The sequence below is a fragment of the Pseudomonas sp. Tav-5-1A genome, from assembly GCF_055755055.1.
Genome location: NZ_CM146901.1, coordinates 1,511,465 through 1,533,634, shown reverse-complemented (window position 1 = coordinate 1,533,634; position 22,170 = coordinate 1,511,465). Strand labels below are relative to the sequence as shown.

General features: G+C 64.3%; 24 protein-coding genes. 7 read left to right on the top strand and 17 right to left on the bottom strand.

The window, feature by feature from the left end; genetic code table 11:
* Window positions 1-10: 10 nt before the first annotated feature.
* Window positions 11-937: a LysR family transcriptional regulator gene (locus AC0J42_RS06895; RefSeq protein WP_416422882.1), complete on the top strand. Its 927-nt coding sequence runs from the start codon at window positions 11-13 to the stop codon at window positions 935-937.
* Window positions 938-948: 11 nt separating this feature from the next.
* On the opposite strand, the gene AC0J42_RS06890 is transcribed toward AC0J42_RS06895, so the two are convergent.
* On the bottom strand, window positions 949-1,311 hold the full coding sequence (locus tag AC0J42_RS06890) for a diacylglycerol kinase (RefSeq protein WP_416422881.1): 363 nt from the start codon (window positions 1,309-1,311) through the stop codon (window positions 949-951).
* A gap of 73 nt (window positions 1,312-1,384) precedes the next feature.
* The gene (gene erdR / locus AC0J42_RS06885; protein WP_416422880.1) at window positions 1,385-2,035 is read right to left on the bottom strand and encodes a response regulator transcription factor ErdR; all 651 of its coding nucleotides are present in this window, start codon (window positions 2,033-2,035) and stop codon (window positions 1,385-1,387) included.
* A gap of 226 nt (window positions 2,036-2,261) precedes the next feature.
* Here erdR and AC0J42_RS06880 point away from each other — a divergent pair, with 226 nt between their 5' ends.
* On the top strand, window positions 2,262-3,191 hold the full coding sequence (locus AC0J42_RS06880; protein ID WP_416422879.1) for a DMT family transporter: 930 nt from the start codon (window positions 2,262-2,264) through the stop codon (window positions 3,189-3,191).
* Window positions 3,192-3,255: 64 nt separating this feature from the next.
* Here AC0J42_RS06880 and AC0J42_RS06875 read toward each other — a convergent pair whose 3' ends face one another.
* Window positions 3,256-3,969, bottom strand: a complete 714-nt coding sequence (locus AC0J42_RS06875) for a tRNA-uridine aminocarboxypropyltransferase (RefSeq protein WP_473005612.1) — start codon at window positions 3,967-3,969, stop codon at window positions 3,256-3,258.
* A 172-nt stretch (window positions 3,970-4,141) separates the two neighbouring features.
* Here AC0J42_RS06875 and AC0J42_RS06870 point away from each other — a divergent pair, with 172 nt between their 5' ends.
* Complete coding sequence (locus tag AC0J42_RS06870) at window positions 4,142-4,570, top strand: PA3611 family quorum-sensing-regulated virulence factor (RefSeq protein WP_416422877.1); 429 nt, start codon at window positions 4,142-4,144, stop codon at window positions 4,568-4,570.
* Here AC0J42_RS06870 and AC0J42_RS06865 read toward each other — a convergent pair whose 3' ends face one another.
* Entirely contained in the window at window positions 4,571-4,765 is a 195-nt protein-coding gene (locus AC0J42_RS06865) for a hypothetical protein (protein WP_416422876.1), read from the bottom strand.
* A 281-nt stretch (window positions 4,766-5,046) separates the two neighbouring features.
* Here AC0J42_RS06865 and AC0J42_RS06860 point away from each other — a divergent pair, with 281 nt between their 5' ends.
* Entirely contained in the window at window positions 5,047-6,177 is a 1,131-nt protein-coding gene (locus AC0J42_RS06860; protein ID WP_473005611.1) for an LOG family protein, read from the top strand.
* Here AC0J42_RS06860 and recX read toward each other — a convergent pair whose 3' ends face one another.
* The 5 genes from recX to AC0J42_RS06835 form a co-directional block, all read right to left on the bottom strand.
* Complete coding sequence (recX, locus tag AC0J42_RS06855; protein WP_473005610.1) at window positions 6,178-6,645, bottom strand: recombination regulator RecX; 468 nt, start codon at window positions 6,643-6,645, stop codon at window positions 6,178-6,180.
* Between the two features lie 7 nt (window positions 6,646-6,652).
* Window positions 6,653-7,717 (bottom strand): recombinase RecA, encoded by a 1,065-nt coding sequence (gene recA / locus AC0J42_RS06850; RefSeq protein WP_416422873.1) that lies wholly within the window; start codon window positions 7,715-7,717, stop codon window positions 6,653-6,655.
* A gap of 86 nt (window positions 7,718-7,803) precedes the next feature.
* Window positions 7,804-8,304, bottom strand: a complete 501-nt coding sequence (locus AC0J42_RS06845) for a CinA family protein (protein WP_473005609.1) — start codon at window positions 8,302-8,304, stop codon at window positions 7,804-7,806.
* Window positions 8,305-8,368: 64 nt separating this feature from the next.
* The gene (locus tag AC0J42_RS06840) at window positions 8,369-8,707 is read right to left on the bottom strand and encodes a phage holin family protein (RefSeq protein WP_416422871.1); all 339 of its coding nucleotides are present in this window, start codon (window positions 8,705-8,707) and stop codon (window positions 8,369-8,371) included.
* 110 nt (window positions 8,708-8,817) lie between these two features.
* Window positions 8,818-9,537, bottom strand: coding sequence for a LexA family transcriptional regulator (locus tag AC0J42_RS06835; protein WP_416422870.1), 720 nt, complete (start codon window positions 9,535-9,537; stop codon window positions 8,818-8,820).
* Between the two features lie 153 nt (window positions 9,538-9,690).
* On the opposite strand from AC0J42_RS06835, the gene mutS reads away from it, so the two are divergent.
* The gene (gene mutS, locus AC0J42_RS06830; protein ID WP_416422869.1) at window positions 9,691-12,258 is read left to right on the top strand and encodes a DNA mismatch repair protein MutS; all 2,568 of its coding nucleotides are present in this window, start codon (window positions 9,691-9,693) and stop codon (window positions 12,256-12,258) included.
* 139 nt (window positions 12,259-12,397) lie between these two features.
* A complete protein-coding gene (fdxA, locus tag AC0J42_RS06825; protein ID WP_012270863.1) occupies window positions 12,398-12,721 on the top strand; it encodes a ferredoxin FdxA in 324 nt (107 codons plus the stop codon).
* A 1,242-nt stretch (window positions 12,722-13,963) separates the two neighbouring features.
* On the opposite strand, the gene rpoS is transcribed toward fdxA, so the two are convergent.
* From rpoS to AC0J42_RS06785, 8 genes are all read right to left on the bottom strand, one after another.
* Window positions 13,964-14,968, bottom strand: coding sequence for an RNA polymerase sigma factor RpoS (rpoS, locus tag AC0J42_RS06820; protein ID WP_416422868.1), 1,005 nt, complete (start codon window positions 14,966-14,968; stop codon window positions 13,964-13,966).
* Between the two features lie 107 nt (window positions 14,969-15,075).
* On the bottom strand, window positions 15,076-15,969 hold the full coding sequence (locus AC0J42_RS06815) for a peptidoglycan DD-metalloendopeptidase family protein (protein ID WP_473005608.1): 894 nt from the start codon (window positions 15,967-15,969) through the stop codon (window positions 15,076-15,078).
* 166 nt (window positions 15,970-16,135) lie between these two features.
* Window positions 16,136-16,810 carry a protein-L-isoaspartate(D-aspartate) O-methyltransferase gene (locus tag AC0J42_RS06810; RefSeq protein ID WP_416422866.1) on the bottom strand — a complete coding sequence of 225 codons (675 nt, stop codon included), beginning with the start codon at window positions 16,808-16,810 and terminating at the stop codon, window positions 16,136-16,138.
* Window positions 16,810-17,559, bottom strand: a complete 750-nt coding sequence (gene surE, locus AC0J42_RS06805) for a 5'/3'-nucleotidase SurE (protein WP_473005607.1) — start codon at window positions 17,557-17,559, stop codon at window positions 16,810-16,812. The genes AC0J42_RS06810 and surE overlap by 1 nt, the downstream gene beginning before the upstream one ends.
* The gene (gene truD / locus AC0J42_RS06800; RefSeq protein WP_473005606.1) at window positions 17,547-18,605 is read right to left on the bottom strand and encodes a tRNA pseudouridine(13) synthase TruD; all 1,059 of its coding nucleotides are present in this window, start codon (window positions 18,603-18,605) and stop codon (window positions 17,547-17,549) included. Before truD ends, surE begins: the two co-directional genes overlap by 13 nt.
* Window positions 18,602-19,075 (bottom strand): 2-C-methyl-D-erythritol 2,4-cyclodiphosphate synthase, encoded by a 474-nt coding sequence (gene ispF, locus AC0J42_RS06795; RefSeq protein WP_416422863.1) that lies wholly within the window; start codon window positions 19,073-19,075, stop codon window positions 18,602-18,604. The genes truD and ispF overlap by 4 nt, the downstream gene beginning before the upstream one ends.
* Before the next feature lie 107 nt (window positions 19,076-19,182).
* Entirely contained in the window at window positions 19,183-20,028 is an 846-nt protein-coding gene (gene fghA, locus AC0J42_RS06790) for an S-formylglutathione hydrolase (RefSeq protein ID WP_416422862.1), read from the bottom strand.
* Between the two features lie 8 nt (window positions 20,029-20,036).
* On the bottom strand, window positions 20,037-21,149 hold the full coding sequence (locus AC0J42_RS06785) for an S-(hydroxymethyl)glutathione dehydrogenase/class III alcohol dehydrogenase (protein ID WP_416422861.1): 1,113 nt from the start codon (window positions 21,147-21,149) through the stop codon (window positions 20,037-20,039).
* A gap of 107 nt (window positions 21,150-21,256) precedes the next feature.
* Here AC0J42_RS06785 and AC0J42_RS06780 point away from each other — a divergent pair, with 107 nt between their 5' ends.
* Window positions 21,257-22,162: a LysR substrate-binding domain-containing protein gene (locus tag AC0J42_RS06780; protein ID WP_416422860.1), complete on the top strand. Its 906-nt coding sequence runs from the start codon at window positions 21,257-21,259 to the stop codon at window positions 22,160-22,162.
* The last annotated feature ends 8 nt before the right edge of the window (window positions 22,163-22,170 follow it).

The following is a 22,170-nucleotide window of genomic DNA, read 5'->3' as shown; positions in this document are numbered from 1 at the left end:
TTATATAGATATGCGATTTACTCTACGCCAGCTCCAGGTTTTCGTCGCTGTGGCCCAGCAGGAAAGTGTTTCCCGCGCCGCCAGCCTGCTGGCGTTGTCGCAATCGGCCGCCAGCACCTCCATCACCGAACTGGAGCGCCAGTCCAGCTGCCAGCTGTTCGACCGCGCCGGCAAGCGCCTGAGCCTCAATGCCCTGGGCCATCAGCTGCTGCCCCAGGCGGTGGCCCTGCTCGACCAGGCCAAGGAAATCGAAGACCTGCTCAACGGCAAGTCCGGCTTCGGCTCCCTGGCCGTGGGCGCCACCCTGACCATCGGCAACTACCTGGCCACCCTGTTGATCGGCAGCTTCATGCAGGTGCATCCGGAAAGCCAGGTGAAGCTGCACGTGCAGAACACCGCCAACATCGTGCACCAGGTGGCGCACTATGAAATTGACCTGGGGCTGATCGAAGGCGACTGCAACCACCCGGATATCGAAGTGCAGCCCTGGGTGGCCGACGAACTGGTGGTGTTCTGCGCCCCGCGCCACCCGCTGGCGGCGGTGGGCAAGGCAACCCTGGACGAGCTGACCCGCGAGGCGTGGATTCTGCGTGAGCAAGGCTCAGGCACGCGCCTGACCTTCGACCAGGCCATGCGCCATCACCGCTCCATGCTCAACGTGCGCCTGGAGCTGGAACACACCGAGGCCATCAAGCGCGCGGTGGAGTCGGGGCTGGGCATCGGCTGCATCTCGCGCCTGGCCCTGCGCGACGCGTTTCGCCGGGGCAGCCTGGTGCCGGTGGAAACCCCGGACCTGGACCTGACCCGGGAATTCTTCTTCATCTGGCACAAACAGAAGTACCAGACCCAGGCCATGCGCGAGTTCCTCGAACTGTGCCGGGCCTTCACCGCCGGGGTGGCGCGCAGCGACGAGATCGTGCTGCCGGCCATCCCCTGAGCAGCGCCGGGTCAGAGCAGGATCACGCCCCACACCAGGGCGATCATGCACAGCACCACGAATTGCGCGGCGCTGCCCATGTCCTTGGCGTTCTTGGACAGCGGGTGGCGGTCCAGGGAAATTCGGTCGATGGCGGCCTCGACGGCCGAGTTGAACAGCTCCACGATCAGCGCCAGCAGGCACACGGCGATCAGCACGGCGCGCTCCACGCGGCTCACGTGCAGCAGGAAAGCCAGCGGGATCAACACCACGTTGAGCAGCACCAGCTGGCGGAAGGCGGCTTCGCCGACGAAGGCGGCGCGCAGGCCGTCCAGGGAATAGCCGGTGGCGTTGAAGATGCGTTTCAGGCCGGTCTGGCCTTTATATGGAGACATGAAGGGTCAACTGTTACAAAGAAAAAGGGAAGCTAATGCAGCATTTGTCAAAAAAGTGTGAAGGCAAAGTGCCTTACGACGACGAAATTGACTCAAGTTGTTGCAGCAGCAGCGCGGCCTGGGTGCGGGTGCGTACCCCCAGTTTACGGAAGATTGCCGTGACGTGGGCCTTGATGGTGGCCTCCGACACGCTCAGTTCATAAGCGATCTGCTTGTTCAGCAAGCCCTCGCAGACCATGGTCAGCACGCGGAACTGCTGCGGCGTCAGGCTGGCAAGGCCTTCGCTGGCGGCCTTGGCCTCGGCCGAGACGCTGACCGCCTCGAACGCCTGGGGCGGCCACCAGACGTCGCCATCCAGCACGTTGCGCACCGCTTCCTGGATCACTTCCAGGGGGCTGGACTTGGGGATGAAGCCGCTGGCGCCGAATTCACGCGCGCGCACTACCACCGCCGCCTCTTCCTGGGCGGACACCATCACCACCGGCACCTGCGGGTATTGCCCGCGCAGCAGCACCAGGCCCGAGAAGCCATAGGCCCCCGGCATGTTCAAATCCAGCAGCACCAGGTCCCAGTCGGCCTTGGCGGTGAGCTGCGCTTCCAGCTCGGCAATGCTTGCCACTTCCACCAGGCGGGTGTCAGGCCCCAGCCCCAGGGTCACGGCCTGGCGCAAGGCGCCACGAAAAAGGGGGTGGTCATCGGCTATCAGGATGTCGTATGTGGCCATCGATCTAATGATCCTGTTCTGTGCAGGCACGCAAGGAGTCGGTGCCTGCCGAGGCGACTCGAGCTTTATTTTAACGCCAACTCACGGTCAGGGTTGGCGATTGCGGCAGTTCAGGCGCCCGGGTCGGCGCCAAGGATGCCGACGCCTGACAGGGTGGTCAAGTTCGGTGGTTTGCGGCTAAAGTCGCAGCCCGTTTTTCGCCACCCTTCACAACAAGAGAATACCCATGCGTCGCCAAGCCTTGCGTGCTGACCTGCTGATGTTATTGACCGCCATGATCTGGGGCAGCGGCTTCGTCGCCCAGACCGCCGGCATGCAGCACATCGGGCCCTTCCTTTATTCCGGGCTGCGCTTCGCCCTGGGTTCGCTGTGCCTGCTGCCCCTGGTGCTGGGCCGCGGCAACCCCAGCCAACCGCCGCGCGAACCGTTCATGACCCGCGGCCTGTGGCTGGGCGGCGTGCTGATGGGCCTGGCGCTGGCGCTGGGCATCAACCTGCAGCAGGTGGGCCTGCTGTTCACCAGCGTCACCAACTCCGGCTTCATCACCGGCCTCTACGTCATTGTAGTGCCTGTGCTGGGCATGCTGATGGGCCACAAGACCGGCATGGGCACCTGGCTGGGCGCGGGCCTGGCAGTGCTGGGGATGTTCCTGCTGAGCGTGGGCGACAACTTCCACGTGTCGTCCGGCGACTGGCTGCAGCTGGCCGGCGCCTTCGTGTGGGGTGGCCACGTGGTGCTGGTGGGCGTGTTCGCCAGCCGGCATGACCCCATTCGCCTGGCGTTCCTGCAATTCGCCACCTGCTCGGTGGTGAGCCTGGTGCTGGCGCTGGTGATGGAGCCGATCGCCCTGGACGCGATCATCGCGGCCGGCCCGGCCTTGCTGTACGGCGGCATCGTCGCCGTGGGCATCGGCTACACCCTGCAGGTGGTGGCGCAGAAGGACGCCATCGCTTCCCACGCGGCGATCATCCTGTCGCTGGAAGCAGTGTTCGCCGCCATCGCCGGGGCGTGGCTGCTGGGTGAGTCGCTGCAGATGCGCGGCTACCTGGGCTGCGGGCTGATGCTGGCGGGGATGTTGATCGCGCAGCTGTGGCCGCAAAAGCACTCTACCCCCGTAGCCGCTGCCGCAGGCTGCGCTGGCCCCGAGCCACGCTGAAGATTTACAGCGTACCGTCAGGCCAGCGCAGCCTGGCGGCAGCGGCTACGCAGAATGCATCGTTTCAGGAAACCAGGGCCTGCAGGCGAACATGGACCTCGTCCTGTTCGTCCAGCGGCAACTGGAACTTGGCCGCCAGGTAATGGCCGGTGAACACGTCCAGCCAGGCGTCGAGCACGCTGGCCGCCTGCTGGTCGCCGGCCAGTTCCAGGCACAGCGCCGCCACTTCCGCAGTGCAGAAATGATCGTCGCGCTTGGAGCGCCGCAGCTTGTAGCGTGACAACTGGTCGCTGGCCAGGCTCAGCACCGGGAAACGTTCCAGGTACGGGCTCTTGCGGAACATCTTGCGCGCTTCAGTCCAGGTCGCGTCCAGCAGGATAAACAGCGGGCGCTTGCCTGGGGTGGCGGCCACCTCTGTCACCACCCGCTCCGGGGCCACGAACTCGCCCGGGAAGACGATATAGGGCTGCCACTGCGGATCGTCCAGCAGCGCCAGCAGCTGTTCGTCCACGTCGGTACGCGACCAGGTGAAGGCCTGGGTATCAGGCAGGATATCGGCGATCAGCCAGCCGGTGTTCGACGGCTTCAGCGGCTCGACGTCGTGCATCAGCAGGCACACCGCGCCATGGGCCTCGACCGTCGGGCGGAATTTGCACAAGCAGTAATCGAAGATTACCCGGCAGCCTGGGCAACGCGGCGCGCGCGAACCACGGGCGGTGAACGGCTGGAGGCAACGGGCCAGGCGTTCGGAACGCAGGCGGGAAACGGCGTGGGACATGGGTCTACAGCACTCGCGGGCAACGACTGGCAACGGCCGCCAGCCTGAACGAGCGTGAGTTTATCAGAGCTTTGACTGCCGGACCGTCGGGTTTGCCCCTATAATCGGCGGCTTTATGAACGCACAGTCCGGTTGCTGGTCCAACGGCCAGTCACCGAATCAGGAGAGTTTCATGCTGCGCTTTATCGCCCCCCTTACCCTCTTGCTGGCCCTGCCCCTGGCGTCCCAGGCCGCATCGTTGCAGGAGTTCGAGCTGGGCAAGCTGCTTCAGCAGGTCGCCGAGCAGAGCAACGCCGGCACCCCGCGCGAAATCAACGAGAACATCCTGGACCAGGGTTACACGGTTGAAGGCAGCGAGCTGGTCGACCACCTGAGCGTCCAGCAGGGCGAGGCCGCCAACATGCGCGCCAACCCTGAAGCGGTGCGCGTGCAACTGGGCCGTAGCGTGTGCAGCAACAAAGGCTTTCGCAACCTGATGAACAAGGGCGCCGCCCTGCGCTACGAGTTCACCGAGAACCACACCAACCTGGCCGTTACCACCCAGCGCTACACCGCGGAGCACTGCGCGATGCTGGATAACAAGGGCGGCAAGAAGAAGTAATCAGCCGATGCGTTCGCGGCGTTGCGCGTCATCGGCGCGCAGCTCCGCCACCAGTGCCTGCATGTAGCGCGAGCGCCGCTGGGCGCCGTCCAGCCGCCGCAGGCATTCCTCCTCAAGCGTGACGTTATTGGCCTGGGCCGCCCGGTTCAGCAGCACCAATAACTCGTTGTCCACTTCCAGGCTGATTCGCTTCATTCTGCCTCCGTGCGCCATTGTCCTTCGACGACATTATTTTGCCATCTCTGTTTAACCAGTAAATCAGAGCTTTCGGCCTATTGGATCCGTCCAGACGAGCGGTCATCGCCGGCGCATAAGGCGCATCTGCCCGCCAGCAGCTAGATTTACATCAATGCCCCTCGTGGGCTGACTGCAATGTCCATGGCGTAGCCTGGACGGCCAGCGACACAAGCCGTGTCGCGGCCCGGCCGAACTGCTCGGCGCGGGCCAAAGGTTCATATGCAGAAGGAGATGGTTGAATGCCTTACGAACCGAATGATTTCCTGTCCAGCCACTTCAATAGCAATGGCCTGGACCTCACCCGCCAGGTGGAAGCCCAGCTCAGCCTGATAGCCCCCAACAGCCCGAACCTGGCCCTGTACCGCGACATGATGCTGACCGTGCTGCGCATGGCCCAGGACGACCGCAACCGCTGGAACGCCAAGATCACCCTGCAGGCCCTGCGCGAGCTGGAACATGCCTTCCGGGTGCTGGAACAATTCAAGGGCCGCCGCAAGGTCACCGTCTTCGGCTCGGCGCGCACGCCGCAGGAACACCCCCTGTACGGCCTGGCCCGTGAGCTGGGTGCAGCGCTGGCGCAAAACGACCTGATGGTGATCACCGGCGCCGGCGGCGGCATCATGGCCGCTGCCCACGAGGGCGCGGGCCTGGCCCACAGCCTGGGCTTCAATATCACCCTGCCCTTCGAGCAACATGCCAACGCCACCATGGAAGGCAGCGAGCAACTGCTGCCCTTCCACTTCTTCTTCATCCGCAAGCTGTTCTTCGTCAAGGAGGCTGACGCACTGGTGCTCTGCCCGGGCGGCTTCGGCACGCTGGACGAGGCCTTGGAGGTGCTGACCCTGATCCAGACCGGCAAGAGCCCACTGGTGCCGGTGGTGCTGATCGACGCCCCGGGCGGCAGCTTCTGGCAGGACTGCCTGGACTTCATCGCCAAGCAGCTGCGCGACAACCACTACATCCTGCCCACCGACCTCAAGCTGATGCGCCTGGTGTACAACGCCGAAGAAGCCGTGGCGGAGATCAACCAGTTCTACGCCAACTTCCACTCCAGCCGCTGGCTGAAGCACCTGTTCGTGATTCGCCTGCGCCATGCCTTGAGCGACGACGCGCTGGCCCAGGTGCGGCAGCGGTTCGCCGACCTGTGCCTGAGCGACACCTTCCACCAGCATGGCTATGACGGCGAGACCTTCGAGGAGCCGCAGTTCAGCCACCTGACGCGCCTGGCGTTCACCTTCAACGGCCGCGACAACGGCCGCCTGCGAGAGCTGGTGGACTATCTCAACCTGCCGGAGAACTGGGCCGCGGAAGCCGCCAGCCCGCCAGCGAGCACCGGCGCCCGCCCGCGGAAAAACGCCAAGGTAACCTGATCAGTCGTCCAGGCCACGGCCGCTGAGCAGGCGGCCGATGAGGTCCATGGGGTAGCCCCGGTAGGCCAGGAAGCGCGTTTGCTGGGCGCGGCTGCGCGGGTCGACAGGCAGTTGCCCGGCGAACTTGCGCTGCCAGACCTCGGTCAACTGCGCTGCCCAATCGAACCCGCTTTCACGCAGCGCCTGCTCGACGTCCGCGCGTTGCAGGCCACGCTGGCCCAGCTCTTCGCGAATGCGCGCTGGCCCGTAGCCGGAGCGGGCCCGGTAGTTGATGAAGGCTTCGAGGTAACGGGACTCGGACAGCAGGCCCTCTTCCGTCAGACGGTCGAGTTCCTGTTCGATCAATTCGGGAGGAGCGCCGCGCTGACGCAGCTTGCGCGTCAGCTCGACCCGACCGTGCTCGCGTCGCGCGAGCAGGTCCATTGCAGCCCGTCGCACCGCGACGGGGGTATCCAGGATGGCAGCCATGACGTGATTAGAAATCGACGTCGGCGTCTACCATTTCGTCTTCGGCATCCGCTTCTACCACGGGTGCTTTCTTGGCATCGACACCGCCGGTCAGCAGCTTGTCGCGGATCTGCTTCTCGAGGGCCGCACCGATTTCCGGGTTATCCGCCAGGAACTTGGCCGAGTTGGCCTTGCCCTGACCGATCTTGCTGCCCTGGTAGCTGTACCAGGCGCCGGCTTTTTCCAGCAGGCCATTGGCCACGCCCAGGTCGATGATCTCGCCGTTGAGGTAGATACCCTTGCCGTAGAGAATCTGGAACTCGGCCTGACGGAACGGCGGAGCCACCTTGTTCTTGACGATCTTGACGCGGGTTTCGCTGCCGACCACTTCGTCGCCTTCCTTCACCGCGCCGGTACGGCGGATGTCCAGGCGCACCGAGGCGTAGAACTTCAGCGCGTTACCACCGGTGGTGGTCTCCGGGCTGCCGAACATCACGCCGATCTTCATGCGGATCTGGTTGATGAAGATGACCAGGCAGTTGGCGTTCTTGATGTTACCGGTGATCTTGCGCAGCGCCTGGGACATCAGGCGGGCCTGCAGGCCCACGTGCATGTCGCCCATCTCGCCTTCGATCTCGGCCTTGGGTACCAGGGCGGCCACGGAGTCGACGATGATCACGTCAACGGCGTTGGAACGCACCAGCATGTCGGTGATTTCCAGGGCCTGCTCGCCGGTGTCCGGCTGCGAGACCAGCAGGTCGTCGACGTTAACGCCCAGCTTGCCGGCGTACTCAGGGTCCAGCGCGTGCTCGGCGTCGACGAAGGCGCAGGTGGCGCCCATCTTCTGTGCCTGGGCGATCACGGACAGGGTCAGGGTGGTCTTACCCGACGACTCAGGACCGTAGATCTCGACGATACGGCCTTTTGGCAGGCCGCCAATGCCCAGGGCGATGTCCAGGCCCAGGGAGCCGGTGGAGATAGCCGGGATGGCCTGGCGGTCGTGGTCGCCCATACGCATTACGGCACCCTTGCCGAATTGACGTTCGATCTGACCCAGGGCCGCAGCCAAGGCTTTCTTCTTGTTGTCGTCCATTAAAGTCCTCTCTAAAAATCAATAAGGCCGGAAGGCCGGATAACTGTATAAGTAGCCAGTATTATTCCACAGGGAGCCGGGCACGCCTACCCCCGTGTTGAGATTTCTCCTGCTACAAGACGTATCAGCCCCTCTAGCGCGGCCTTTACCGTTTGTCGGCGGACCTCATCGCGGTCGCCGGCGAACAGCTGGCGCTCGGCAAGCACCCGCCCATCCACCGCCCAGGCCAGCCACACGGTGCCCACCGGCTTGCCCGGCGTGCCACCGTCCGGCCCCGCAATGCCGCTGACCGCCACGGCGAACCGCGCCCCGCTGCGGGCCTGGGCGCCCAGGGCCATGGCCTCGACCACCTCGCGGCTGACCGCGCCGACAGTGGCGAACAAGGGCTCGGGCACGCCCAGCTGAGCGGTCTTCTGGGCGTTGGAATAGGTGATGTAGCCAGCCTCGAACCACGCCGAGCTGCCGGGGACGCGGGTGATGGCCTCGCCGATGCCGCCGCCGGTGCAGGATTCGGCTGTGGTGGCCTGGGCCCCCAGGGTCTTCAGCCCTTCGCCCAGCGACTGCGACAGTTGAGTGATCAGGTCCATCGGGTGCTCCATGGCAAGGGAAATTGCCGCTACCGTACACCAAGCGGCGCAGGGCTCGACAGCCTCACAACCGCTTGCGCCGCGAAACCGCCCCCAACCCCAGGCGCTTCACCAGCCAGCGCTCATAGAAGCTGACCGCCACATCGGCACCCGCCATCGCCGTCATGCAGCCAACCGCGGTGGCCGACCACAGCGACAACCCTGCCCCGTACAGCAGCATGGTGCCCGTAAGCCCGCAGACCATGCAGGCGCCGGAACGCATCAGTACCCGGCGCAGCAGGCGCCAACCATGAGTGCCTTCCTTGTCGGCGCGCCACAGCTCGCCAGTGACGCCGCCGAGCAGGGCCAGCAGCATCACCAGCCAGAGTGGCACCTGGTGCAACAACGCTTGATCCATTTGCATATCCGCCCCTCCTGGTGAAGACCTTCAACAGAAGACTATGCATTGATGCATATTAAATCAATGCATAAGTGCATTTTTCTGACCGAAGTGAAAGGCACGGGCGTCGAGGGTCAGCGGGCGTACATGCCCCACCAGAACACGTGGCCGAGGATGGTGATCTGTTCGTCCTGCATCTGCGCGAAGCTATAGTCTTCGTCGGGATGCTCTTCACGGTTGAAGCTGCGCAGGCGGATGCCGGTAGGCAAGCGGTACAGCTGCTTCACCCGCAACTGGCCGTTGTGGTTGATGGCGTAGAGGTCGCCATCGACGATATCGCCGATGCCACGCTTGCCCGAGTTCACCCCCACCGTGGCGCCGTCGCGCAACACCGGCAGCATGCTGTTGCCACGCACGGTCACGCACTTGGCCTGGTCGAACTGCACGCCATTGTGGCGCAGGCTGCGCTTGCCGAAGCGCAGGCTGGCGCGTTCGCTTTCCTCGATGACAAAGCGGCCCGAGCCGGCGGCCAGTTCCACCTCGCGCAGGAAGGGAATGGACACCTCGTCGTCCTCCACGGGCGTGTCGTCGTCCCACAGGCTGATGTCGCGCAGCTCGGCATGGCCGCCCCCTGCCGCCGGCAGGCTGGCGCGCCCCCGCAGCTGGTCGGTACTGACGCGGAAGTAGTCCGCCAGCTTGGCGATGTGCTTGTCGGCGGGGTCGACGATCTTGCCGCCCAGGATGCGCGACAGGGTGGACTGTGGCACGCCGGTACGCCGGTGCAGCTCCGTGGCGGAGAGACCTTCGCGGGCGAGCAGTTCCTTGAGGACGGTGGCTACGGTACGTGTGTGCATGCAATGCATAGTGCTACCCCCTTGTGCATTTTGCAATGCTGGCGGGCATTTCCCACATATAGAAGCAACGCACAGGCGGCAAGCCGCGAAAAATCCCTGTAGTATTCGCCGCTTGCCTTTTGACACACCCGCCACTGCGAGCCAAGTTTCTGCATGAGTGATCTTTCCAGCCACACCCCCATGATGCAGCAGTACTGGAAGCTGAAGAACCAGCATCCGGATCAGTTGATGTTCTACCGCATGGGCGATTTCTACGAGATCTTCTACGAAGACGCGAAGAAAGCGGCCAAGTTGCTGGATATCACCCTCACGGCCCGCGGCCAGTCGGCGGGGCAGTCGATTCCCATGTGTGGCATTCCGTACCACGCTGCCGAGGGCTACCTGGCCAAGCTGGTGAAGCTGGGCGAGTCGGTGGTCATCTGCGAACAGGTGGGCGACCCGGCCACCAGCAAGGGCCCGGTGGAACGCCAGGTGGTGCGCATCATCACCCCCGGCACGGTCAGCGACGAGGCCTTGCTGGACGAGCGCCGCGATAATCTGATTGCCGCGGTGCTGGGCGACGAGCGTCTGTTCGGCCTGGCGGTGCTGGACATCACCAGCGGCAATTTCTCGGTGCTGGAGATCAAGGGCTGGGAAAGCCTGTTGGCCGAGCTTGAGCGCATCAATCCGGTTGAGCTGCTGATCCCCGATGACTGGCCCCAGGGCCTGCCGGCGGAAAAGCGCCGTGGTTCGCGCCGCCGCGCGCCGTGGGACTTCGAGCGTGACACCGCGCACAAGAGCCTGTGCCAGCAGTTCTCCACCCAGGACCTCAAGGGTTTTGGCTGCGAGAACCTGACCCTGGCCATCGGCGCCGCCGGCTGCCTGCTGGGCTACGCCAAGGAAACCCAGCGCACCGCCCTGCCCCACCTGCGCAGCCTGCGCCACGAGCGCCTGGATGACACCGTGGTGCTGGACGGCGCCAGCCGGCGCAACCTGGAGCTGGACACCAACCTGGCGGGCGGGCGCGATAACACCCTGCAATCGGTGATCGACCGTTGCCAGACTGCCATGGGTAGCCGCCTGCTGACCCGCTGGCTGAACCGCCCGCTGCGTGACCTGAAGGTGCTGCAGGCGCGCCAGAGCTCGATCCGCTGCCTACTGGAGGGCTACCGTTTCGAAAGCCTGCAGCCACAGCTGAAAGAAATCGGTGACATCGAGCGCATTCTCGCCCGCATCGGCCTGCGCAACGCCCGCCCGCGCGACCTGGCGCGCCTGCGCGACGCGCTGGCGGCGCTGCCGGACCTGCAAGTGGCGATGTCCGACCTGGAAGCGCCGCACCTGGCGCTGCTGGCGACCATCGCTGGCACCTACCCGGAGCTGGCCGACCTGCTGGCCAAGGCCATCATCGACAACCCGCCGGCGGTGATCCGTGACGGCGGCGTGCTCAAGACCGGCTACGACAGCGAGCTGGACGAGCTGCTGGCCCTGAGCGAGAACGCCGGCCAGTTCCTGATCGACCTGGAGGCACGCGAGAAAGCCCGCACTGGCCTGGCCAACCTGAAGGTCGGCTACAACCGCGTGCACGGCTACTTCATCGAGCTGCCCAGCAAGCAGGCCGAGCAGGCACCAGCGGACTACATCCGCCGCCAAACCCTGAAAGGCGCCGAGCGCTTCATCACCCCGGAGCTGAAAGAGTTCGAGGACAAGGCGCTGTCGGCGAAAAGCCGCGCCCTGGCCCGCGAGAAGATGCTCTACGACGCGCTGCTGGAAAACCTCATCGGCCACCTGCCACCGCTGCAGGACACCGCCGCGGCCCTGGCCGAGCTGGACGTGTTGAGCAACCTGGCCGAGCGCGCGCTGAACCTGGACCTCAACTGCCCGGTATTCGTCGACGAGCCCTGCCTGCGCATCAACCAGGGCCGCCACCCGGTGGTGGAACAGGTGCTGACCACGCCGTTCGTGGCCAACGACCTGAGCCTGGACAACGACACCCGCATGCTGGTGATCACCGGCCCGAACATGGGCGGTAAATCCACCTACATGCGCCAGACCGCGCTGATCGTGCTGATGGCCCACATCGGCAGCTTCGTGCCGGCCGCCGGCTGCGAGCTGTCGCTGGTGGACCGTATCTTCACCCGTATCGGCTCCAGCGACGACCTGGCCGGCGGGCGCTCGACCTTCATGGTGGAAATGAGCGAAACTGCCAACATCCTCCACAACGCCACGGACAAGAGCCTGGTGCTGATGGACGAAGTGGGCCGCGGCACCAGCACCTTCGACGGCCTGTCGCTGGCCTGGGCCGCCGCCGAGCGCCTGGCGCAACTGCGCGCCTACACCCTGTTTGCCACGCACTATTTCGAATTGACGGTACTGCCGGAAAACGAACCGCTGGTCGCCAACGTGCACCTGAGCGCCACCGAGCACAAGGAGCGCATCGTGTTCCTGCACCACGTGCTGCCCGGCCCTGCCAGCCAGAGCTACGGTCTGGCCGTGGCGCAGTTGGCCGGCGTGCCGAACCCAGTGATCGCCCGCGCCAAGGAACACCTGGGCCGCCTGGAAACGGCGAGCCTGCCACACGAACCAGTCGCCAGCGCCCCGGGCCAACCCCAGGTACCGCACCAGAGTGACCTGTTCGCCAGCTTGCCGCACCCGGTGCTGGAGCAACTCAGCAAGACCGACATTGATGGCCTGACGCCACGTCAAGCAATCGAATTGCTCTATACACTGAAGACTCGGATCTAACGCAGCAGCGCACAAGCTGATAGAATCCCGCGCGGTTTGGGAATGCCACGGGCTCTTAGCCTGGTCCGCCGGCTGACCAGCCCAAACCAAGCGGCCCTGGATCAGGGGCTTCGCTGCCGCCTTGAGGAGATATTTTGAAATGACCTTCGTCGTCACCGACAACTGCATCAAGTGCAAATACACCGACTGCGTCGAAGTCTGTCCGGTGGACTGCTTCTACGAAGGCCCGAACTTCCTGGTAATTCACCCGGATGAGTGCATCGATTGCGCACTGTGCGAGCCTGAGTGCCCTGCCCAAGCCATTTTCTCTGAAGACGAAATCCCGGCCGGGATGGAGAACTTCATCGAGTTGAACGCCGAGCTGGCAGAGGTCTGGCCGAACATCACCGAGCGCAAGGATGCCCTGCCTGACGCTGAAGAGTGGGACGGCAAGACCGGCAAGATCGCTGACCTGGAGCGCTAAGGCGTTCGAGGTTGCAGAAAAAGGCCCCGTGAAGGGGCTTTTTTTTTGCGTGCTGCGCACGCCCGGCACCAGCCATCCAAGTTGTAGCCCACGGCTGATCGAACGCATGATCTGGCTTCTGATTTTGATCTGGCTGTTAATCTTGATCTGGCTGTTGATCTGCTGTTGATCTGGCTCTTGATCTTGATTGTATGCCCCGTAAAGCGCCCGGGCCGACTGGAGGCGTCGATCAACGGGCTGCCCGAAGGGCCGAGGCCGCAGGCCGAAGAGACGGTAACCCGCAGGCTTCTATAGCGGGTGCCGTCTGCCCGTTGAGCGGCGCCGGAAGGAGGGGACCCGTAGCGCAGCGGAGGGCCCAAGCAGGGGCAAGCGTTTTTTGCTTACTTTTTTTGGCGTCTGAAAAAAAGTGAGTCGCCGTAAGGGCGAAACAGTCGGTGGTCGCACCACTAAAATGGATATGTTCGCAATCGCCGAAGCGGGATCCAGAATCCGCGAACATATCCATTACTACGGGCGATGCAAAATCACCTTTTCGGCCTTACGCCGAGTCACTTTTTGACAAACGCCTCAAAAAGTAACCAAAAAAGGCTTGCCCCTGCTTGGTCCCTCCGCTGCGCTGCGGGTCCCCTCCCTCCGGCGTCGCCCAAGCGGCCGACGGCCCGGAATAGAAGCGCCTCCGGTTCCGTCTTCCCCGGCTACGCCGGGGACCGCTCGGTCAACGCCTCCAGTCGGCCCTGGCGCTTTATGGGGCACACAATCAAGATCAAGGGCCGCACGGGATCAAGATCAAAAGCAGTTCGCGGTGGCTGCAGCAACTGCAGTAGCTGCGTTAGCCCACTGCCGTGCTGCCGCCAAACCGCTTTTCAAAAGGCAAAAAAAAGGGGCGGTATGACCCGCCCACCTTTTCTGTCCCTATTCCCTGTATCCCTGTCATCGTCCTGATGAACCGCGTCCTGCGGTGTCCTGGCGCTCATCCTTGAGAGCCTGTGCCTGCTCCTTGGCACTGGTTCGATCATAGAGAATCCAGATGACGATTCAACTGCACAAGTCTTTCAGGAAAAGTCTTTTCCAAGCTGCAACAATCAGGAAAAACGCGACAGAACAGTACGTTGCGCATAGCCATGGAAGACGTTTGACAGCCGCAGTCCACAATCACTTACAGAACGCGCTGGTGATCGCTGACCCGAACGCCAGAAACAAAAACGCCCCGAACCAGTCGGGGCGCCTGGGCTGCCAAACGAACTACTGGAACAGTGATTCGCTGGACAGGCCGTTCTTCTCGAGGATCTCGCGCAAGCGCTTCAAGCCCTCGACCTGGATCTGGCGAACCCGCTCCCGGGTAAGGCCGATTTCCAGGCCGACGTCTTCCAGGGTACTGCTTTCGTGGCCACGCAGGCCGAAGCGCCGCACTACCACTTCGCGCTGCTTGTCAGTGAGCTCGGAGAGCCACTGGTCGATGCTCTGGGACAGGTCATCGTCCTGCAGCAGCTCGCAGGGGTCGGTGGGACGGTCGTCCGTGAGGGTGTCGAGCAGGGTCTTGTCGGAGTCCGGGCCGAGGGAAACGTCCACCGAGGACACCCGCTCGTTGAGCCCGAGCATGCGCTTGACCTCGCCCACCGGCTTCTCCAGCAGGCTGGCGATTTCTTCCGGCGACGGCTCGTGGTCGAGTTTCTGGGTCAGTTCGCGCGCCGCCCGCAGGTAGACGTTGAGTTCCTTCACGACATGAATCGGCAGCCGGATGGTCCGGGTCTGGTTCATGATGGCGCGTTCGATGGTCTGGCGAATCCACCAGGTGGCGTAGGTAGAGAAGCGGAAACCGCGCTCGGGGTCGAATTTCTCGACGGCCCGGATAAGCCCCAGGTTGCCTTCCTCGATCAGGTCGAGCAGGGACAGGCCACGGTTGACGTAGCGACGGGCGATTTTCACCACCAGGCGCAGGTTGCTTTCGATCATGCGCTTGCGGCCGGCCGGATCACCCTTTTGCGACAGGCGCGCAAAATGGACTTCTTCTTCCGGGGACAACAGGGGGGAAAAGCCGATTTCGTTCAAATACAGCTGTGTCGCATCCAGCGCACGGGTGTAATCGATGTACTTGTGTTGCTTGAGTGCTGTGGAGTTCTTGGCCTTGGCACGAACCGTGGGTACCACGGGTTCATCGTCCGCCTCAGCGTCCAGGACGATGCCGGTTTCCATAAGGAGCACCTCATCGTCGATGTCAAACTCCGGCGCTTCTTTGTTGAGAGCCATTTGTTATAGTCCTTTGTTGAGTTCGACCTCAAGCTCTAGCGTCGCGCTTATCCTTGGCTACGCTAAAGCCTGTCCCCGCTACATCGAAGGAACAGGCTTGGCAACGATCAACGTCGTGGCAAAAACTGCAAGGGGTCTACTGGCTTGCCCTGCCGGCGAATCTCGAAGTGGAGCTTCACCCGGTCGGTACCCGTGGAACCCATCTCGGCAATTGTCTGCCCGGCCTTGACCTGCTGCCCCTCCCGAACCAAGAGCCTGCGGTTGTGACCGTAGGCACTGACGTAGGTATCGCTGTGCTTGATGATTACCAACTCGCCGTAGCCCCGCAACCCACTCCCGGCGTACACCACCGAACCATCAGACGCAGCAAAAACAGGCTGTCCCAATTCCCCGGCGATATCAACGCCTTTATTCAAACTACCGTTTGAAGCAAATTTTCCAATCAGCACGCCGTTGGCAGGCCATGTCCAACCGCCTGTGATCTTCTCGCCCGCAGGCACCGGCACCGGCTCGGGAGCGGCTGCAACGGGGGCCGGTGGCGCGGTTTTCTGACCCGGGGCACCCGGCACTGGTGTGAAGATAATGGGCCGACGAGTGACCTTGAACGAGCCCGACGGCGACGCCGAGGTTTCAGTTTGCGCCGCGGCGACCGGTGCAGATGGAGCGCTGCCATCACCGAAGCGAATGACCTGTCCCGGATGAATGGTATAGGGCTCGGGGATGTTATTGCGGGCCGCCAGGGCCTTGTAGTCCCAGGAGTAGCGGAAGGCGATGGAGAACAGGGTATCGCCGCGCTTGACCCGGTACTGGCCCGTGGTGACCGGCTGGCGCTCTGGCGCGGCCGGCGCCGAGGCTGCCCCGCCGCTGCTGCGGTCGACCACCCGCACGCCGCCCGAAGGGTGGCTTGCGCAGCCAGCCAGGGTCGTTGCAAGGGCGAGGCCAATCACCAGAAGCTTGTAGCTCGATAGTCCTGCATGCTGCCGAATGACTGTGGGACTCACCCGCCGCTCCCTTGAAAATGGTGGCTGATAGAAAAATAGACTGTTGTGTCGCAATTATAACCATCCACACGCATATTTCTGACGTATTCGCGTTACAACCTGTGAAGGCTGCGCTGTCAGACCCGTGCCCTGCCAAAGAATTCACCGCCAGCCAACGAAATCCTGCTCAGGCCAGGGGCCCGTTGAGCAGCGGCACGAAACGCACCGCTCCCAGCACATGCCGGGAAAAACCCTGATCTTCGCGGACGATCAGCATCAGTTGCTGCACCTCCCCCGAACCCACCGGAATGACCAGGCGCCCCCCCGGCGCCAACTGGTCCAGCAGCGCCTGGGGCACGTCGGTGGCCACGGCGGTGACGATGATGCCGTTGTACGGCGCCAGCGCCGGCCAGCCCTCCCAGCCATCGCCCCAGCGGAACACCACGTTGCGCAGGTTGAGCTCCACCAGGCGTTCCTTGGCGCGGTCCTGCAGCACCTTGATGCGTTCGACCGAGAACACCCGCTCCACCAGCTGCGACAACACCGCGGTCTGGTAGCCCGAGCCCGTGCCGATCTCCATGACCTTGTCCAGCGGCCCGGCCTCCAGCAGCAGCTCACTCATGCGCGCCACCATGTAGGGCTGGGAGATGGTCTGGTTGTGGCCGATGGGCAGCGCCGTGTCCTCGTAGGCGCGGTGCGCCAGGGCTTCGTCGACGAACAGATGACGCGGGGTGCGGCGGATCACGTCCAGCACCCGCTCGTTGCTCACGCCCTCTTCGTACAGGCGCTGGATCAGCCGCTCGCGGGTGCGCTGGGAGGTGAAACCGATGCCGCGACGGTTCAGGTCATCTTGTTCGCGCATCAGCGTAGGCCCTCCAGCCAGGTTTCCAGGCTGTCGAACGCCGGGCTGAAGGTGCGGTCCAGCTGCAAGGGGGTGACCGACACGTAGCCTTGCATCACCGCGTGGAAGTCAGTGCCCGGGCCGCCGTCCTCGGCGTTGCCGGCGGCGGCGATCCAGTAGCCTTCCTTGCCGCGCGGGTCGACCACGCGCGTGGGCGCCGCTGCGCGAGCGCGGTGGCCCAGGCGGGTCAGCTGGATGCCACGGATGCGCTCCAGCGGCAGGTTGGGAATGTTGACGTTGAGCACGGTGCGCGGCGGCAGGTTCAATTCACCGTGAGCCTGCACCAGGTGCCGGGCGTACCAGGCGGCAGTGGCCAGGTTGTCCACCTGGCGCGACAGGAACGAGAACGCAAACGAGGTGCCCCCCAGGAAACGCCCTTCCAGCGCGGCACCGACGGTGCCCGAGTAGAGCACATCGTCGCCCAGGTTGGCCCCCAGGTTGATGCCTGAGACCACCAGGTCCGGCTCCTGCGGCAACAGGCCGTTGAGGCCCAGGTGCACGCAATCGGTGGGGGTGCCATTGAGGCTGATGAAACCGTTGGCCAGGCGCTGCGGGTGCAGCGGCCGGTCCAGGGTCAGCGAACTGCTGGCACCGCTGCGGTCGCCGTCGGGGGCAATGACCGTGCACTCGGCAAAGCCGGCCAGCGCATCATGCAGCGCGGCCAGGCCGGGGGCAGCAACACCATCGTCGTTTGAAATCAGAATACGCATGGGCTTTCCGTCTGCCCTGCCGGCACCAGATCAACAAGCTCGCGCACCACCACGGTGGCGAAGCATCCGGCCGGAAGGACGAATTCCAATTGCAGAATGTCAGGCTCCGGATAATGCCACGCCAGCCCGCCGATGGGCAGCCGCAGGATGCGGCGTTCGTGCGCCATGCCCGCTTTTGCCAACCATTCGCCGAGCGGCGCCAACCGCGCGCCGACATTCTGTTCCAGTTCATGGATGGCGCCAGCGGCCGGCGAGTCACCTTCGCCCCACATCGGGCCGGTGGGGTGCAGGTCGAGAATGGCCAGGCGCGGGTCGCTGCACTCGGCCTCGCCGGCCGGGAAGAAGCTGCGGCTGTCGGTGAACGCCAGCAGGTCGCCGACCCGAGCCTGGTTCCAGCTGCCGTCGCCGACGCGCGCGGCCAGCACCTGGTTGAACAGGTAGCTGCGCGCCGTGGAAAGCAGGCGCGAACGCACGTTGCGCTGTTCCGGCAGGGCCTGGCGTTCGGCCCACTGGCGGGCGTCGTGGACGTTGCCACCCTGGAAGCCAAACCGCTGGGTGCCGAAGTAGTTCGGTACGCCAGTGGTCTTGAGCTGTTCCAGGCGTGCGTCCAGGGCTGCGCGGTCAGCCTCCAGCGCGGTCAGGCGCAGGGTGAAGCCGTTGGCCGAGTGCGCGCCGCGCTGCAGCTTGCGCTTGTGGCGGGCGACCTTGAGGATGGCCAGGGTTTCGTTTTCGGCGGCGCTCAGGTCCGGGTCGGCCTTGCCGGGCAGGTGCAGGCTGAACCATTGCCGGGTCAGCGCCTGGCGGTCCTTGAGGCCCGCGTAGCTGACGGTGCGCAGCGGCACGCCGGCGGCCTTGGCCAGGCGGCGGGCGGCCTCTTCGGTGTTGAGGTTGCGTTTTTCCACCCACAGCCACAGGTGCTCGCCCTCGCCCGCCAACGGGATGTCCAGCACCTCGTCGACCTGGAAGTCTTCGGCAGTGGCTTTCAGCACGGCGCGGCCCAGGGCCGGCCCGGCGGCGCAGGGGCCCAACAGTTCGAGTTCGTTCATGCTGGCAGCAACAAGGCGACGGCGTGAACCGCGATACCTTCCTCACGGCCGGTGAAGCCCAGCTTTTCGGTGGTGGTGGCCTTGACGTTGACCTGGTCCAGTTCGACCTGCAGGTCGGCGGCGATCAGGCTGCGCATGGTGTCGATGTGCGGGGCCATCTTCGGCGCCTGGGCGACGATGGTGGCGTCGACGTTGCCGACCTTCCAGCCCTTGGCCTGGACGATGCCGACCACGTGGCGCAGCAGCACGCGGCTGTCGGCGCCCTTGAATTGCGGATCGGTGTCGGGGAAGTGCTTGCCGATATCACCCAGCGCGGCGGCGCCGAGCAGCGCATCGCTCAGGGCGTGCAGCAGCACGTCACCATCGGAATGGGCGAGCAGGCCGAATTTGTGAGCGATGCGAACGCCGCCCAGGGTAATGAAATCGCCGTCAGCGAAACGGTGCACATCGTAGCCGTGGCCAATACGCATAAATAGAAAAGCCCTGAAGGAGACAGGGCGTGATTCTACCTGCTTTATGTAACAACGGGGCCGCAAAAAGCGGCCCCGAAACGCCGTGAATCAAGGGCAAAACGACATCATTGGGCCAATGCCGCGGCGTGGTGACGCAGGTGGTCGTCGATGAAGCTGGCGATGAAGTAGTAGCTGTGGTCGTAGCCAGGCTGCAGGCGCAGCTGCAGGTCGTGGCCTGCGACCTTCGCCGCCTGCACCAGCGCCTCGGGCTTGAGCTGGTTGACGAGGAAATCGTCACGGTCGCCCTGGTCCACCAGGAACGCCTGGGGCGCCTTGCTCTCGGCCATCAGCACCGACGCATCCCACTCGCGCCAGCGCGAACGCTCCTCGCCCAGGTAACGGGTGAAGGCCTTCTGGCCCCATGGGCAATCCATGGGGTTGCTGATGGGCGAGAACGCCGACACCGAACGGTAGCGCCCGGGGTTGCGCAAGGCGCACACCAGCGCGCCGTGGCCGCCCATGGAGTGACCGCTGATGGCACGGCGGTCGGAGGCCGGGAAATGCGCCTCCACCAGGGCTGGCAGCTCATTCACCACGTAGTCGTGCATGCGGTAGTGCTGGGCCCACGGCTGCTGGGTGGCGTTGAGGTAGAACCCCGCCCCCAGGCCGAAGTCCCAGGCGCCGTCCGGGTCACCGGGCACGTCGGCGCCGCGCGGGCTGGTGTCCGGCGCGACGATGATCAGGCCCAGCTCGGCGGCCAGCTTGTGGGCGCCGGCCTTCTGCATGAAGTTCTCGTCCGTGCAGGTCAGCCCCGACAGCCAGTACAACACCGGCAGCGTGCCGCCCTGCTCCGCCTGGGGCGGCAGGTAGACAGCGAAGGTCATGTCGCAACCCAGCACGTCCGAGCGGTGGCGGTAGCGCTTGTGCCAACCGCCGGCGCTTTTCTGGCAGGAGATGTTTTCCAGGCTCATGGGCAACCTCAGAAGTGGATGACCGAACGGATGCTCTTGCCTTCGTGCATCAGGTCGAACGCCTTGTTGATGTCTTCCAGGCCCATGGTGTGGGTGATGAAGGTGTCCAGCGGGATCTCGCCCTTCTCGGCCATTTCCACGTAGCTAGGCAGCTCGGTGCGGCCACGCACGCCACCGAACGCCGAACCGCGCCAGACGCGGCCGGTCACCAGCTGGAACGGCCGGGTGGAGATTTCCTGGCCTGCGCCGGCCACGCCGATGATCACCGACTCACCCCAGCCCTTGTGGGCGCATTCCAGGGCGGCACGCATCAGGTGCACGTTGCCGATGCACTCGAACGAGAAGTCGACGCCGCCGTCGGTCATGTCGACGATGACTTCCTGGATAGGACGGTCGAAGTCCTTCGGGTTGACGCAGTCGGTGGCGCCCAGCTGGCGAGCGATCTCGAACTTGGCCGGGTTGATGTCGATGGCGATGATGCGGCTGGCCTTGGCCTTGACCGCGCCGATGACCGCCGACAGGCCGATACCGCCCAGGCCGAAGATGGCCACGGTGTCACCCGGCTTGACCTTGGCGGTGTTGAGCACCGCGCCAATGCCGGTGGTCACGCCGCAACCCAGCAGGCAGACCTTCTCCAGCGGCGCTTCTTTCTGGATCTTGGCCACGGAGATTTCCGGCAGCACGGTGTATTCCGAGAAGGTCGAGGTGCCCATGTAGTGGAACAGCGGCTTGCCGTTGTAGGAGAAACGCGAGGTGCCGTCGGGCATCAGGCCCTTGCCCTGGGTGGCGCGCACGGCCTGGCAGAGGTTGGTCTTGCCCGACAGGCAGAATTTGCACTGGCGGCATTCGGCGGTGTACAGCGGGATCACGTGGTCGCCCACGGCTACCGAGGTCACGCCTTCGCCGATGGCTTCGACGATGCCACCACCTTCGTGGCCCAGGATCGACGGGAAGATGCCTTCAGGGTCGGCACCGGACAGGGTGTAGGCGTCGGTGTGGCACACGCCGGAAGCGACCACACGCACCAGCACTTCGCCAGCCTTGGGCATCGCCACGTCGACTTCGACGATTTCCAGCGGCTTCTTGGCCTCGAATGCTACTGCGGCACGGGACTTGATCATCGCAACCTTCTCCTGAAGTGTTTAGGTAAGGCGTTCAGTGTAATTCATGCAGCTTTGAGGAATAATCAGGCCAAAGGCAAAACATTATTGCCATGCAGGGATAATCAATGAGCGATAACCGCTGGGACGGCATCGACGAATTCGTCGCCGTCGCCGAGTGCAGCCAGTTCACCGCGGCAGCGGAGCGCCTGGGCATTTCCTCGTCGCACATCAGCCGGCAGATCGCCCGGCTGGAGGAACGCCTGCAGACCCGCCTGCTGTACCGCAGCACCCGGCGCGTGACCTTGACCGAGGCCGGGCAGACCTTCCTGCAGCACTGCCAGCGCCTGCAGGACGGCCGCGAGGAAGCCCTGCGCGCCATGGGCGACCTCAACAGCGAACCCAAGGGGCTGCTGCGCATGACCTGCGCCGTGGCCTACGGCGAGCGCTTCATCGTGCCGCTGGTGACCCGCTTCATGGGGCTGTACCCGCAACTGCGGGTGGACATCGAGCTGACCAACCGCACCCTCGACCTGGTGCACGAAGGCCTGGACCTGGGCATCCGCCTGGGCCGCCTGCAGGATTCGCGGCAGGTAGCGTCGCGCCTGGCACCGCGGCGCATGTACCTGTGCGCATCACCTTCCTACCTTGCACGCTATGGCCGCCCGCACAGCCTGTCGGAACTGGCGCGGCACAACTGCCTGGTTGGCAGCTCGGACGTCTGGCAACTGCAGAACGAGGGCCGCGAACTGGCGCAGCGGGTACAGGGCAATTGGCGCTGCAACAGCGGCCAGGCGGTGCTGGATGCGGCGTTGCAGGGGATAGGCTTGTGTCAGCTGCCGGACTATTACGTACTGGAACATTTGCACAGCGGCGCGCTGGTGTCGTTGCTGGAGGCGCACCAACCGCCGAACACGGCAGTGTGGGCGCTGTACCCGCAGCAGCGGCACCTGTCGCCTAAGGTGAGGAAGCTGGTGGATTATTTGAAGGCAGGGTTGGCGTCAAGACCCGAATATCAAGCCAATCATCTGTAGCCGCTGCC